Origin of the sequence: Parabacteroides sp. AF48-14 (genome assembly GCF_003477465.1) — a bacterium.
Taxonomy (GTDB): domain Bacteria; phylum Bacteroidota; class Bacteroidia; order Bacteroidales; family Tannerellaceae; genus Parabacteroides; species Parabacteroides acidifaciens.
The window spans coordinates 135,772-150,843 of sequence record NZ_QUDI01000005.1; the positions used below are offsets into that span (position 1 = coordinate 135,772).

General features: G+C 49.7%; 13 protein-coding genes. 1 reads left to right on the forward strand and 12 read right to left on the reverse strand.

Annotated elements, in window-relative coordinates; genetic code table 11:
• The first annotated feature begins 21 nt into the window (after positions 1-21).
• The gene (gene dacB, locus DW083_RS03995) at positions 22-1,479 is read left to right on the forward strand and encodes a D-alanyl-D-alanine carboxypeptidase/D-alanyl-D-alanine-endopeptidase (RefSeq protein WP_122331515.1); all 1,458 of its coding nucleotides are present in this window, start codon (positions 22-24) and stop codon (positions 1,477-1,479) included.
• Here the strand turns inward: dacB and DW083_RS04000 are convergent, their stop codons facing one another.
• From DW083_RS04000 to DW083_RS04055, 12 genes are all read right to left on the reverse strand, one after another.
• Positions 1,480-2,196 (reverse strand): LytTR family DNA-binding domain-containing protein, encoded by a 717-nt coding sequence (locus tag DW083_RS04000; RefSeq protein WP_122331516.1) that lies wholly within the window; start codon positions 2,194-2,196, stop codon positions 1,480-1,482.
• Between the two features lie 100 nt (positions 2,197-2,296).
• Positions 2,297-3,367 carry a sensor histidine kinase gene (locus DW083_RS04005; RefSeq protein WP_122331528.1) on the reverse strand — a complete coding sequence of 357 codons (1,071 nt, stop codon included), beginning with the start codon at positions 3,365-3,367 and terminating at the stop codon, positions 2,297-2,299.
• A gap of 46 nt (positions 3,368-3,413) precedes the next feature.
• Positions 3,414-4,634 carry an ABC transporter permease gene (locus DW083_RS04010; protein WP_115498331.1) on the reverse strand — a complete coding sequence of 407 codons (1,221 nt, stop codon included), beginning with the start codon at positions 4,632-4,634 and terminating at the stop codon, positions 3,414-3,416.
• A 111-nt stretch (positions 4,635-4,745) separates the two neighbouring features.
• The gene (locus tag DW083_RS04015) at positions 4,746-5,486 is read right to left on the reverse strand and encodes an ABC transporter ATP-binding protein (protein ID WP_122331529.1); all 741 of its coding nucleotides are present in this window, start codon (positions 5,484-5,486) and stop codon (positions 4,746-4,748) included.
• 10 nt (positions 5,487-5,496) lie between these two features.
• Positions 5,497-6,726 (reverse strand): efflux RND transporter periplasmic adaptor subunit, encoded by a 1,230-nt coding sequence (locus DW083_RS04020; protein ID WP_122331517.1) that lies wholly within the window; start codon positions 6,724-6,726, stop codon positions 5,497-5,499.
• A gap of 21 nt (positions 6,727-6,747) precedes the next feature.
• Positions 6,748-8,049 (reverse strand): TolC family protein, encoded by a 1,302-nt coding sequence (locus DW083_RS04025; RefSeq protein WP_370038688.1) that lies wholly within the window; start codon positions 8,047-8,049, stop codon positions 6,748-6,750.
• A 229-nt stretch (positions 8,050-8,278) separates the two neighbouring features.
• Entirely contained in the window at positions 8,279-8,830 is a 552-nt protein-coding gene (locus DW083_RS04030) for a chromate transporter (protein WP_115498334.1), read from the reverse strand.
• Between the two features lies 1 nt (position 8,831).
• On the reverse strand, positions 8,832-9,362 hold the full coding sequence (locus DW083_RS04035; protein WP_115498335.1) for a chromate transporter: 531 nt from the start codon (positions 9,360-9,362) through the stop codon (positions 8,832-8,834).
• An 8-nt stretch (positions 9,363-9,370) separates the two neighbouring features.
• The gene (locus tag DW083_RS04040; protein WP_122331519.1) at positions 9,371-10,963 is read right to left on the reverse strand and encodes a S41 family peptidase; all 1,593 of its coding nucleotides are present in this window, start codon (positions 10,961-10,963) and stop codon (positions 9,371-9,373) included.
• Between the two features lie 12 nt (positions 10,964-10,975).
• A complete protein-coding gene (gene coaD / locus DW083_RS04045; protein ID WP_122331530.1) occupies positions 10,976-11,437 on the reverse strand; it encodes a pantetheine-phosphate adenylyltransferase in 462 nt (153 codons plus the stop codon).
• 14 nt (positions 11,438-11,451) lie between these two features.
• Complete coding sequence (locus tag DW083_RS04050; protein ID WP_122331520.1) at positions 11,452-13,317, reverse strand: DNA topoisomerase IV subunit B; 1,866 nt, start codon at positions 13,315-13,317, stop codon at positions 11,452-11,454.
• 3 nt (positions 13,318-13,320) lie between these two features.
• Positions 13,321-14,448, reverse strand: coding sequence for a hypothetical protein (locus tag DW083_RS04055; RefSeq protein ID WP_122331521.1), 1,128 nt, complete (start codon positions 14,446-14,448; stop codon positions 13,321-13,323).
• Positions 14,449-15,072 lie beyond the last annotated feature (624 nt).

Consider the following 15,072-nt stretch of genomic DNA (forward strand, 5'->3'; position numbering starts at 1 on the left):
AAATAAAGTCTAATAGAAAGGATGATACGAAACAAAATATTACCGATTTGCCTGTTCTTTTGTTTTCAGCTGTTGGCAGAAGCGCAAGTGCCTGCTCCTGTTAAACAATTGTTGCAGGCCCCTTATATGCAGGGTGCTTCTTTTTCACTGATTGTAAAAGACGTGAAGGAAGGCAAAACAGTTTATAGTTATGATACCGACCGCCTGCTTTCTCCGGCATCGGTTTTGAAGACTGTTACTACAGCTACGGCGCTCGAAATATTGGGGGAAGACTATCGCTATCCGACTTCACTGGAATATGACGGGACACTGCAAGATGGTGTTTTGCACGGTAATCTGTATATAAAGGGAAGCGGTGACCCCTCTTTGGGCTCTTCACATTTCGCTCCGGAGCAAAACAAGTTCCTTGCTACCTGGATCGCTGCCTTGCAGAAAGCAGGTATCAAACAGATTACGGGTTCCGTTATTTCGGATGAAAGCATTTTCGATACGGAAGGCATCTCTATCAAATGGCTTCGGGAAGATATGGGAAACTATTATGCCGCCGGTAGCTATGGCATCTCCGTTTTCGATAACCTGTATAAGCTGTCTTTGCAGACCGGTCCTGCCGGGACGCAGCCTTCAGTAAAGGGAACGGACCCGGATATTCCCTCTATCTGTTTTAAGAATTACCTGAAAGCCCTTTCCGTCTCTTCGGATAGCGCCTATATCATAGGCTCGCCGTTTGACAATGTGCGTTATTTATATGGAGTCCTCCCTGCCAACCGTGAGCAATATGTGTTGAAAGGGGATATCCCTGATCCGGCCTTGTTTATGGCAGAATACCTGACTGCCCGGCTGCGCCAGAAAGGAATCCGGGTGGATGGAGCTCCTTCCTGCTATCGTATGGAAATGGAACAGAACCGATGGAAGAAACAAGAACGCACCCGTGTAGTCACCACTTATTCGCCTACTTTAGGGGAGATCGCAAGCGTATGTAACCATGTCAGCCATAATCTGTTTGCGGATGCCTTACTCAAAACCGTCGGTTTGCAGTATAAGCCTCGCCGGAATGAAGTGATTTCTTCTTTTGGCCGTGGCGTACAGGTGGTAAAGGAATATTGGGAGAAGAAAGGATTGGACGTTTTCCCGTTGAAGATGCATGACGGTTGCGGTGCTGCCCCTGCGGATAAGGTCTCTGCCGCGTTTATCGGGGAACTGTTGGTCTATATGGCTACGCAGTCTGACGTATCCGATGCTTTCATCGCTTCTCTTCCGCAAGCCGGGGTGGAAGGTTCCGTCCGTAATCTGTTAAAAGGGACGAAGCTGCAAGGAAATGCCCGCCTGAAGAGTGGAGGCATGACCGGAGTCCGGAGTTATGCCGGCTATATCACCAAAGACGGAAAGACGTATGCCGTCGCCGTCTTCTCGAATAACTACTCATGCAGTATGGGGCAGATGACCAAAGGCCTGGAAAAACTCCTGTTGCAGCTCTTCTGATTACGGAAGCAGTGACCGCTGGGTGAGGAAATCCATGAACTTCTGTTTGTAGTTGTCGGAGATCGGGATGTATTCTTTGCCGAACACAATCCGGTTCCGTTCGATCACCCTGATTTTTTCCGGCTGGACGATGAAGGAACGGTGTACGCGGATGAAACGGTCCGTCGGAAGCATTTCTTCCAGTGACTTCATGCTCATCAGGGAGAGAACGGGATGCGCTTCATCTTCGATGTAAATCTTGACATAATCCTTCAACCCCTCGATATAGAGTATCTTGCGCAGTTCGATCTGAACCAATTTGTATTCCGTCTTGATAAAGATCGATTCGATACCCGTTGTCGTAGGGGCGGTTCGCGCCAACTCATACCACTGCAACGCCTTGTTGGCCGCCTTGAGGAAATCCGGGTAACTGATCGGCTTCAACAGATAATCGAGTGCATTCACCTTATAGCTGTCGAGTGCATATTGCCCGAAAGCCGTCGTAAAGATGATACGGGTATTGGCCTCCAGTATGCGCGAGAACTCCATGCCGCTCAGTTCCGGCATCTGGATATCCAGGAAAAGCAGGTCGACAGGCTCCTTGCTGAGTACGGGAAGTGCGTTGACGGCGCTATTATATTTCCCCGCCAACTCCAGGAAAGGCGTCTTGTTCACATAGCTTTCCAAAAGGCTGATCGCCAGTGGTTCGTCGTCAATGATGGCACAGGTCAGTTTCATATGCGGTTATCTGTTAGATGATGCAAGCAAAAGTAAGCAAAATCCTGTAACCTTGTTATATCCGGCCCTGTAAAACGCTGTGATTATATAATTATGCCATCTATTTGTCTATGTTCGGAGACGCCTGCAGTTCCAGTAAGCTGTGGTAGTTGTCGCCTTCTGCCTTGCACGAGAAGATATGGCGGTTGGGATACAGCAGCTCCAGCCGGCGGTGGAGGTTCTGCAAGCCGATGCCGGAACCGCTCTTGTCCTGGTCGGTATCTTTCGGGAAATAGCTGTTGCGGATGGAACAGATGATCCGCTCGCCCTCCTGATGGATGTCCAGATCGATGAAAGACGGTTTGTTATTGCTCACCCCATGCTTGAACGCATTCTCGATCAGCGAGATGAAAAGGAGCGGAGCTACGGGTGTTGACGGATTGACGGATGAGATGGCAGTGGTCAACCGGGCATGTTCCGGCAGGCGGATACGCATCAACTCCACATAATTACGGATAAAATCGAGCTCTTTCTCTAATGGCACGGCAGGCTGGCTGCTCTCATAGAGGACGTAACGCAAGAGGCGGCTCAGGTCGTGCACCGCTTCCTGTGCCCGTTCGGGGCTGAAAGCGATCAGGCTATAGATATTATTCAGCGTGTTGAACAGGAAATGCGGGTTCAGCTGGCTCTTCAGGTTCTGCAGTTCGGCTTCTGCACGGCTCTTCTCCAGTTCCCGCCGGGCGGTTTCGGTCTGATACCAGCTCCCTGTCATTTTGATCGCGACGCTTAGTCCTGCTACAAGCAGGTATAGCATGGCATTCACGATGAAGAAACCGATGACCTCCTGTATCTCTTTCTCCGGTCTGGGATGTGTCCATTCCGGATGCGGAAGCAATTCGAACATCAGATGGACACCGCCCATTGCAGCGGCTATTAATACGATATTGCTGAGGAAGAATTTCCATGTATGCTTGGTGAACAGAAAATGATCGATCAACAGGACATAGTTGGCATAGAACACCAGCATGAACGACAGCGGAACGATGACGGAACGGACGTAGCTGATAACAGTCACCGTTTGCGACTCCCGGCCTGTAAAGAAGAAGGGTAGCCCGAAGAGGATACCCCAGGCTACGATATGTATCAATTTTCCCATCCCTTTAAAAGGGGGAGCCGGCAGTGTATTATGCATTGTCTCCGTAGTTTTCATTTGTGCAAAGATACGTTTTATTTGCATTCTATTCATATCGGATCGCCTCTATCGGATCGAGTTGTGCAGCCTTCTTAGCCGGATACCAGCCGAAGAATACGCCGGTGACGGTACATACGGCAAACGACAGGACCACGCTCCAGGGCTGGATGTAGATTGGAAAGTGGGCGACCCCGTTCACAATGAGCGCTGCGCCCACTCCAAAGACTACACCTATCAAACCGCCTGTCACACTGATCAGGATAGACTCGATCAGAAACTGTGCCAGGATGTCAATGCCTTTTGCCCCGATACTCATGCGGAGGCCTATTTCACGTGTACGTTCGGTGACGCTGACGTACATGATGTTCATAATTCCAATACCACCTACGAGAAGAGAAATACCCGCCACAGCCGCCAACAGCACCGTCATCATATCCGTAGTACTTGTCAACATCGTGCTCAACTCCTGCTGGCTACGGATCGTAAAATCATCATCATCTGTATCCTTCAACTTATGGTTGCGGCGGAGTATCTCTGTAATCTCGTCGATGGCCTGGTCGGTGTATTCCTCTTTGAGGGCCGAACAGGTAATGCCTTGCAAATGGGTAATGGCCAGGACCTTTTTCTGAATAGTTGTGTATGGAGCTAAGATTAGGTCGTCCTGGTCCATTCCCATGCTGTTGTATCCTTTGCTTTCTAACACGCCTACGATGCGGAAAGGCAGACTCTTGAATCGTATCACTTTGCCGACCGGATTGCCCCCTTCGGGGAAGAGGTTGTCGACAACGGTTTTCCCTACTACACATACCTTGGCGGCGGTTTGCACGTCCTGGTCACTGAACATCTCGCCGTCCTGCACCTTGTAACGGCGGATCTCGAGATAATCGGAACTGATGCCGTAGACGGTGGTCGGCGCATTGTTGGCTCCGTAGATAGCCTGTCCGCTACTGCTGACAGAAGGGGAGACGGCGGAGACATAGCGGGTTTCGTCGGCTATGTCTTCATAATCCTGTAACTTCAGCGTTTCCATGGCCGAGGCATCCTGGCGGACACCGCCACGCACGTCGGCTCCGGGATGTATCATGATCATGTTGGAACCCATTTCGCTGATCTGTGCCTGTATGCTTCGCTTCGAACCTTGTCCGATGGCGAGCATCGTGATCACGGATGCAACGCCGATAATGATACCCAGCATCGTAAGGAAGCCGCGCAGCTTGTTATTGGCGAGTGCCCGGAGGGCTATTTTTATTAGGTTTGTTCCGTTCATTGTGAATAATGTGTTAATTTGCCAATGTGCCAATGTGTTAATGTGCTATAGCCGTATTACCTTCCGTGATTTCATATTGGCATATTGGCACATTTGCACATTGAATAATTATTAATCATCGTTCTTTGGTAGTTTTGCCAAAGCTTCAGCTGCATCTTGGATATTCGTATTGACCGTGTCGGAGGTGACATGCCCGTCGCGCAGCGTGATGTTGCGGCTGCTGTATTGGGCGATCTCCGGGTTGTGGGTCACGAATATGATGGTACGTCCTTCGGCATGGAGCTTCTGGAAGAGTACCAGTATGTCGAACGAGGTCCGGGTATCGAGGTTTCCGGTCGCTTCGTCCGCCAGGATCACGGCAGGGTCGTTCACCAGTGCACGGGCGATGGCGACGCGTTGCATCTGTCCGCCGGACATCTGGTTGCTTTTATGCATCAGGCGGTCGCCCAGACCTACGGCTATCAGCGATTCGATTGCCTTTTCACGGCGGGCGGCTGCGCTGTAGTTGGGGTTGTACATCAGGGGCAGTTCTACATTCTCGATCGCTGTCGTTTTCGGCAACAGGTTGTAGCTCTGAAAGACGAATCCGATCTTGCGGTTGCGCAGGGTCGCACGGGAGTTTTTCCCCATCGTACGGACCGATACGCCGTCGAGGTAGTATTCTCCGCTGGTCGGCGTGTCGAGGCAACCCAACGTGTTCAGCAAGGTACTCTTACCGGAGCCGGATGTCCCCATGATGGTGACAAACTCGCCTTCGTAGATCGTGAAGGAGACGCCACGCAGGGCATGGACGGTCTCGTCGCCGACCTTGAAGTCACGTTTGATGTTTTCTAATTTGATTATCTCTTTCATCATGATTCTCCTACTTTGCACTCTTCTTGTTTTTATTGCTTCCCGGAGGGCCTGGCATGAAAGGGCTGCGTTCCGTTTCGGCACTGGCGGTCGGGGTGGCGGAGGCTGCTTCGAGGTCTACAGCCAGCTCTTCGCCTTCATTGAGGCCGTCGGTTATCTCGATCATGTTGCCGCTGGTGGAACCTACGGTGACAAACTTCGGCTTCAGTTCCTGTCCGTTCTTGATCCATACCATTCGCTTGCCGGTCGGGGCTTCCATGTTTGCATCGGATACGACGTAACCTAATTGGGCCAACATCTCTGCATCCGGCACGAAACGGAGCGATTTGGTCGGAACGGTGAGGACATTGTCGCGTTCCAGCGTGAAGATCGTCACATTGGCCGTCAGGCGCGGTTTCAACTTCAGGTCCGGGTTTTCGGCCGAGATGACTACTTCATAGGTCACAACCGTTGATGTGGAGGTCGAAGCGGAACTGCTGCTCTCGCTGTCGCCGAGGCGGATCTGGGTGACTGTCCCTTCAAAGACGTCGTTCGGATAGGCATCGACGGTGAAGGAGACGCGTTGTCCGTTCTCGACATTGCCTATATCGGCTCCATCCACATCGGCGATCACCTGCATCTTGGTCAGGTCGGCGGCGATCGTGAACAGGGTCGGTGTCTCGAATCCTGCTGCAACGGTCTGTCCTTCTTCAACGGCACGATTGATGACAACGCCGTCTATCGGGCTGGTAATGGTTGCGTATTCGAGGTTACGGTTCACCTTGACCATGGAAGCCTGGTTCTGTTCGTAAGCGGCTTTTGCTTTCTCGTAGTTGTAAGTCGCGGTCTCGTAGTCGGAGTCGCTGATCAGCTTCTTTTCATAGAGGACCTTGTTGCGGGCATAGTTCTTTTGCTGGTATTCATACTCGCATTTACTGCTTGCCAACTGTGCCTGGGCGGAGGCGAGTTCGGCTTTCAGGTTGACCTTGTCCATTTCGGCGATCAACTGTCCTGCCTTTACCACGTCGTTGTAATCCGCATAGAGTTTGTCGATGATGCCGGATACCTGCGTACCGACTTCCACTTCTGTTACCGGTTCGACTGTTCCGGTTGCTGTCACCGTGTTCGAGATGGAACTACGGCCCACTTTGGCAGTCTCGAGTCTGATGCCGCCTTTCGACGATTTACCGGTGAAGAACCAGATGCCTCCGGCTACGACCAGTACGCCTACTATACCGATGATTAGTTTCTTCTTGTTCATATCCTTGTCTGTTTTTATTCTTTAAAATAGATTGATCTCTTCTCCCTGGTAGAAGCGGAGCAGGCCGGCGTTCAAGATGGCTGTGTATTTGGCCTGAAGCGTTTCCTGTTGTGCACTTAGCAGGTTGTTCTTTTCGGTGAGCAGTTCGACGGTGTTTTTCATACCCACGTTAAACTGTTCGCTGACGAGCGAGTAGCTGGTTTCAGTGCTTTTCAGCTTCCGGGCAGCGGCTACGTATTGCTGTTGTGCGCTGTTAGCGCTTAACCAGAGGCTTTCGATCGTCTTATAGAGTGTCTTTTGCTTGTCAAGCAGGTCTAACTGGCTGGTCTGCCGTTGTAACTTGGCCTTGTTGATGGAGCTTTTTGTCTGTCGCTTGTCAAAGATAGGAATGCTTAGGGTCAGGCCTAACGAATTGTTCCAGTTCTGTTTGACCTGTTCGCTAAAGCTGAAGTCGCTTCCGTTGGCATTGGTCGTTCCGATTCCTGCGCTGAGGCTGAGGGTCGGAAGGTATCCGGCACGTGCTGTCTTGATGCTCAGATCGGAAGTCTCCACATTCAGCTTGCCGGATTCTATTTCGGGACGGAGGCTGAGAGCCGTGTGATAGACATCGTCTTTGGCGGGCAGCGGGATCAGTACGTTGCTGTCGTCTAACTGCGGCAGGTAGAGGGCCATTTCGAAGTCTCCGTCCAGTTCGAGAAGCTGTTTCAGTTGCAGCTTGTAATCCTGCAGGGTAGCTTGCGAAGTGACTAATTGGTAATTGTCGTTGCTTACCTGCGCTTCCAGTTGGGCGAGGTCGCTCGAGGCGATGCTCCCGACGTTGAACAGCTCCTGGCCGCGTTCGTATTCCTTCCGGCTTACTTCCAGCGTCGATTCGTTCACCTTTACCGCTTCGGCGGAGTAGAGTATCTGCACATACAGTTGGGTGATGCTTTCTTCGATAGAGTTCTCGCTTTCGGAAACGTTGAGCTCGGCGATGCGGCTGTTCAGCTCTTGTTGCTTGATGGTGTTCAGGCGTTTGCTTCCGTTGTAGACGGTCCAGTTGGCATCGATGCCGTAGCTCCCGTTGTAGGAGGTCTTACTCTGGCTGGTGGTGATGTTGTCACCACTGATGATCGTGCCGCTCGCACTGTTCGGGCGGTTTACGACACGTTGGCTTATACTTCCGTTCAGGGAGGGGAGCAGATCAGCTTTCGCTGTCTTTACGTCTTCTTGCGTGCTTTCGACGTTGATACGGTTACGCCGGATCGTGATGTTATGCTCCAATGCATAATCGATACAGTCGTTGAGCGTCCACTGCTTTGGCACGTCGTCCTCCGCTTTCATCCCGGCTGGCAGGAGAAGCAGGCAGGAGAGGAGTATGGATGATATTCGTTTCATAATGCTTTTGTTTTGCAACCTGACAATCTTTTTACCTTGTTTACGGAAGCAAAACTACAAAGCGGTGGAAACCTGTACAATCGGATTAGAAAAAGAGGGGCTTTCCCTCGACAAAAGGGGAATTTCTATCGATGAAAGGTTTTAAATGATGATTTATCGGTGTGTTTGCTCGTATTTACCAATAGAGGGCAATCCCGGCAATACCTGCTAAAATAATCATCAGGATAGGGTTGATCTTGAACTTCCAGGTCAGGATAAAGGCTGCGCCGAATATCAGGAAGCTCTTATAGTCGATGAAGTTCTCGCTGTTCATCAGCAACAAGGCTGCCGCTGCAATCAGGCCGACCGTTGCCGGGCGGAGTCCGTAGAAAGCGGCAGAGACATATTTATTATTCCGGAACTTGGCGAAGGCGTACGAGATAGCCAATACCAACAGGAAAGAAGGGAGGCAAACGGCGAAAGTCGTCAGGCAAGACCCTAAGATTGCCATTCCCGGTGAATAGCCGGCATTATGGATCGCCGTATATCCTATATAGGTCGCACTGTTGATCCCGATCGGGCCCGGTGTCATCTGCGAGATTGCCACGATATCCGTAAACTCCTGCGAGGAAATCCACCCGTAACGGTCTACCACATCCGCCTGTATCAGGGAGAGCATGGCATAGCCACCGCCAAAGCCGAATATTCCGATTTTCAGATATACGTAAAACAGTTGCAACCAGATCATATCAGTCTTTCTTTATTTTCAGTCCGTAAATAAGTCCCCCTACAATGGCCGCCACGATAATCCATACCGGAGACAGTCCTCCCTGCCAGATCAGTAGCGCCGCCGCAATAGGAATAATCAGCTCTTTGTAGCTCATCTTGATGGAGCGCGCCGTTGTCAGGCAGGGTACGGCAATCAGCGCCACAACAGCCGGGCGCAGCCCTTTGAACGCTTTTTCCACCCATACATTGTCCTGTACGTGTGTAAAGAACAGCGCAATCGCCAATATAATAAAGAAGGAAGGGAGTATGCTTCCTAAGGCGCAGACAACGCCTCCCGGCACTTTCTTCAGCTTATAACCGACAAAGATGGAGATGTTTACCGCAAATATCCCGGGCAGCGACTGGGCGACGGAGAAAAGGTCGACAAAGTCTTCCTTCGAAAGCCACCCTTTATCCACCACCTCCCGTTGGATCAGGGGAAGCATCGCATATCCTCCCCCAATGGTAAAAGTCCCTATCTTTACAAATGTCAGAAATAGTGTCCAGTACATATTATGTTTTACTTTCCCAATTCCTTTTCGTACCGCTGTTCGTCGTTGATGAGGCGCAAGGCTTCCTGATAGCTTTCGTTGTCGTCGTTGATGACTTGGAAGTACTCGGCCATGTCATACAGGTCGCGGGCTATCAAAGCTTTGATCTGGAGCATGATCAGCGGTTTGGAACGGTTATATTGTTCTTCGTTGAACTCGATCTTATTTTCTTTCGCCAATGAGATCAGTTCCTGCATCATCTCTTCCGTAACATTGAAGTTCTGCTTGTATTGGGCGAACTTCGGATATTTCTTGTTCAACTCGGCACGATGGCGGTCCAGGTAATTCATAGCGATGCGGTTCACCAATCCGGCTGCCACCACACTACGGTGGTAATCGGTATAGCGGGAAGTGTCGACCGGAATAAAGACATCCGGCATGATACCGCCGCCGCCGTAAACGATACGCTTTGTCTCTAATGTGTTGTACTTCATCGAGTCGGGGAAATGGATGCTGTCCGCACTCATCAGTTCGCCCCGGTTGTAGCGGTCGATCAGGTCGTGATTATACTGTTCCTGGTTACCGTTTACATACGGTTTCTGGATGGAACGGCCTGTCGGTGTGTAGTAACGGGCGACAGTCAGACGGATCATCGAACCGTCAGGCATCGGGATCGGTTTCTGCACCAACCCTTTTCCAAACGTCCGGCGACCGAGAACTACGCCACGGTCCCAGTCCTGTATCGCTCCGGAAAGGATTTCACTGGCGGAAGCGGATGTCTCGTCCACCAATACGACCAAACGTCCTTCCTCGAAACCACCGCGAGCCGTCGATTTGGCTTCTTCACGCGGTTGTTTGTTCCCTTCTGTATATACGATCAGTTTATCTTTACCTAAAAACTCATCCGCCAGGTCGATGGCTATGTTCAGATAGCCGCCGCCATTTCCCTGCAGGTCGAGGATCAGGTTTTTCATTCCCTGCTTTTTCAGTTTCTCCAATGCTTCCTTAAATTCGTCGGCAGAAGAGGCCGCAAAACGGTTCAGCTTGATATATCCCGTAGTCTTATCCGCCATATATGCAGCGTCTAAGCTGTACACAGGTATCTTCCCGCGAATGATCCTGAACTCGATCAGGTCCGGCACGCCATTACGCAAAACCTTTACGCGGACTTCCGTATTCTTGGGACCGCGAAGGCGTTTCATTACATCCGTATTCTTCATTTTGACACCGGCAATCAGCGTATCGTCTACCATGATGATACGGTCGCCTGCCATCAAACCCACCTTTTCCGAAGGACCGCCGGGGATTACCTGGATCACATATAAGGTATCCGTCAGCATATTGAACTGGATGCCGATTCCGTCGAAGTTACCCTGCAACGGCTCTGTCATCTCCTTCGTCTCTTCCGGGTCCGTATAGGTAGAGTGGGGGTCCAGTTTCTCCAACATGCCTACAATAGCATCTTCCACCAGTTTTGTTTCACTTGTAGAATCCACATACAAATTGGAGATGGCATACAGAGCCAACTGAAGCTTGCGGGCATCCACGTTGTTACCACGTTGTGCCGACATCGAAGCAGCAAAAACACTCAATATAAGGAGTGGCAGGATAATTTTTTTCATTGTTCTAATTTATTAATAAAGGTTTGTCCCTTTCGGCACAAACTGGGAAATATCTTTGCCATACCGCAACAATTCCCGCACGATGCTGGAACTGATATGCGTATGTTCCGGTTCCGTAAAGAGAATAAATGTCTCGATACCGCTCAACTTCCGGTTTACGTCGGCAATGCTCTTTTCATATTCGAAATCGTTCACCGTACGGATACCGCGCAGGATAAATCCCGCCTGCATCTGTTGGGCGAAATCGACCGTCAGCGAATCGTACGACATGACCTGCACGCGCGGTTCATCCTTGTATAACTCCCGGATCGCCTCCAATCGTTTCTCCAAGGAGAAATGAGTCTGTTTCGTGTCGTTGATACCGATAGAAATAATAATCTCATCCACCAACTCGAGCCCGCGGCTTACCAATGACTCATGACCGATCGTAAACGGGTCGAACGTCCCGGGAAAAAGAGCAATTCGTTTTGCCATATTCTCTTTCATTTTCAATTAACCACGTCTTCTTCTACAACCAGATTGTCGATGATAAAGTTCTGTCGTTCCATGGTGTTCTTGCCCATATAGAATTCCAGCATATCTTTCACGAGGTCTTCCTTCTTCATCGTTACCGGGTCCAGGCGGATATCCTTTCCGATAAAATGCTTGAACTCGTCCGGCGAAATCTCTCCGAGACCTTTGAATCGGGTGATCTCTGCATTCTTTCCTGCGGCGGCAATCGCATTCACGCGTTCCTCTTCACTGTAGCAATACCAGGTTTTCTGTTTATTACGCACACGGAACAGCGGCGTTTGCAGGATATAGACATGATTGCGTTTGATCAGGTCCGGGAAGAACTGCAGGAAGAACGTGATCAGCAACAGGCGGATATGCATACCGTCCACATCGGCATCGGTCGCAATGATTACCTTATTATATCGTAAACCTTCCAACCCGTCCTCGATATTCAACGCCGCCTGAAGCAGGTTGAACTCTTCGTTCTCATAAACAATCTTCTTGGTCAGCCCATAGCTGTTAAGCGGTTTACCGCGAAGGCTGAACACCGCCTGCAAATTCGGATCGCGGCTCTTTGTGATCGAACCGCTTGCCGAGTCACCCTCGGTGATGAAGATGCAACTGTCTTCCAGGTTATCCCCTTTCGTGTCATTCAGGTGAATGCGGCAATCGCGCAGTTTCTTATTATGCAGGTTCGCTTTCTTGGCACGTTCACGGGCCAGTTTCGTCACGCCGGCAATCGCTTTACGTTCCTTTTCCGACTCCTGTATCTTGCGGAGCAGAGCGTCCGAAGTCTCTGCGTTCTTGTGCAGGTAGTTATCCAGTTCCTTCTTGATGAAATCCCCGATAAACTTACCGACCGAAGGACCCTCCGGCCCCATATCTTTTGATCCAAGCTTGGTCTTGGTCTGGCTTTCGAACACCGGCTCTTCCACCTTGATACTGATGGCGGCTACCACACCGGCACGGATATCCGAATATTCGAAATTCTTGTTGTAATATTCCTTTATCACACGCCCCAACGCTTCGCGGAAAGCCGAGAGGTGCGTACCGCCTTGTGTCGTATGCTGTCCGTTGACGAACGAGTAATATTCCTCCCCGTACTGGTTACTGTGCGTGATTACGACCTCTATGTCTTCCCCTTTCAAATGGATGATCGGGTATAAAGGCTCGGTCGTCATGTTCTCGTTCAGCAAGTCCACCAGACCGTTGCGGGAATGAAACCTCTTGCCGTTAAAGATGATTGTCAATCCGGAGTTCAGGAACACATAGTTCTTCAGCAGGCTTTCGATGTACTCGTCCTTGTACTGGTAATCCTTGAATATCTCCTTGTCCGGAATAAAATAAGTCAGTGTCCCGTTCGGCTCTTCCGTCGGGCAGATAGGAGCGTCTTCCGTCACGATCGCCTTGCTGTATTCCACCCGCTTGCATTCGCCGTCGCGGTGGCTGGTGATCAGGAAATAGCTGCTTAAGGCATTCACCGCCTTGATACCGACACCATTCAGACCGACCGACTTCTTGAAAGCCTTGCTGTCGTATTTGGCTCCGGTATTCATCTTGCTGGAGACGTCGACCACCTTGCCTAACGGAACCCCGCGGCCATAGTCGCGTACGGAGACGGTGCCTTCTTCAACGGTGACTTCTATGGTTTTACCGTACCCCATCATGTATTCGTCGATGGAGTTGTCCAGCACCTCTTTCAGCAATACATAAATACCGTCATCAGCATAACTACCATCCCCTAACTTCCCGATATACATACCGGGGCGGCGACGGATATGTTCCATCCAGTCAAGCGTCTTGATATCGTCATCATCATACGCTGTCGGCTGTTGCATTGTTGAATTCAGTTCGTCCATAGATTATAATTGTTTTATAAAAGCTCTTCTTGTTTTATGATGTTCACGTTTGAAATAATCCCATTGTGCCTGTACTGCATTGTTTGTTTCCAACTCCGGATTACTTTCAGCGTAAACAGCTCCTACACTCTTATATACCGGGATCAGGTCGTTAAACAACAACGCGTTTACTCCCTTACTCTGGTACTCCGGCAAAACGCCGGTCAGATACAAATCGATTACTTTCGGCTTGCTCTTCAACGCCTTCAGCAGATAAATCCAGCCGAAGGGGAAAAGATGCCCTTTCGCTTTCTGCATCGCCTTGGACAGGTTAGGCAGCGAAATACCGAAACCGACCACTACGTCATCTTCCTCACGGACGATGAGCGTAACCAGGTCATACCGAAGCATCGGTATGTACGTGGCGAGATAAAAATCGATCTGTTTCTGGGTGAGCCGTGCAAACCCGTACAGAGGTGCATACGACTCGTTCAGGGTCTGAAATACTTTCTGCGCATAAGGCATGATCGCCTTGGCATTCTTGAACTTCATCACCTTCAGTCCGTACTTTTTCTTTACGATCTCTCCGATACGCAAATGTTTTTCCGGCACTCCCTCCGGAATATATATCTTGAACTCGTGCCAATCCTGATCTTTCGTATATCCCATACGCTCCATCTGTTTCGGATAGTACGGATAATTATAGATCGTCGCCATTGTCCCGAGCTGATCAAATCCTTCTATCAGCATCCCTTCGTGGTCCATATCCGTGAATCCCATCGGCCCGTGTATCTCATTCATGCCTTGTTCACGCGCCCATTTCTCGACAGCGTTGAATAAAGCATCGACCACCTCCACGTCATCGATAAAATCGACAAACCCGAAACGAGCTCTCTTCTGGTTCCATGTTTCATTACTCCGGCGATTAACCATCCCCGCAATACGTCCCACAACTTTTCCGTCTTTGTAAGCCAGAAAATAGATTGCATCACACACTTCGAACGCCGGATTCTTCTTTTTATCCAACGTCACCATCTCTTCTTCTATTAGTCCTGGCACATGATACGGGTTGCCTTTGTATAATTCGATATTGAATTTTACGAATTTCTTCAGTTCCTTCTTACTGGTAACTTCTCTAATTTCTACGCCCATCAGTCATTTAGTTTGAACGGCAAATTTACACAATTAATTCATTTTAGACGTTAGTTGGTGATAAGAAATTGTTTAGGGGGTGGTTTGCATGGGCGAGAGAAAGGCTTGTCGTGCTTGTAAAAGCAGGGTTTGTATTTAAAAGTGTTCCGTGAAAAGTACAGTTTTTGCCTGAAAGTGTACTTTTCACGGAACGATTTTGCTTATATTTAAGCTTTCTGTATTGAAAGAGATAAATGGCGAAATTACAATAACCCCCTTTTCCCGGCGTTTTTCTATTTCATCTGAAATCTTGATCGATTTTGAACTGACTTTTTTCACTGTTTTAGCCTGTTCAACTGACAATAGATAAAATGAGGTGCGCAGCCCATTCTAAAAAACGTGCAAATTGATTACTGGAAACCGGGAACACCGACAAAGTGATAAACCTTAACTCCCGGAGAATCGAATATTTGAAAATAAAATGGACGGCGTTCCGAATATCCCAAGGAAATTCAGGTGCATTTTTGCCCTTAAGACGGTCCTCTTTTCAATTACGACCGTCCAAATCGCCATTACGACCGTGCTAATCTTCGCGAGGTGCCGAGTGCACTACACATTGCAGCGTAATGGCAAAAGAGGACGGTC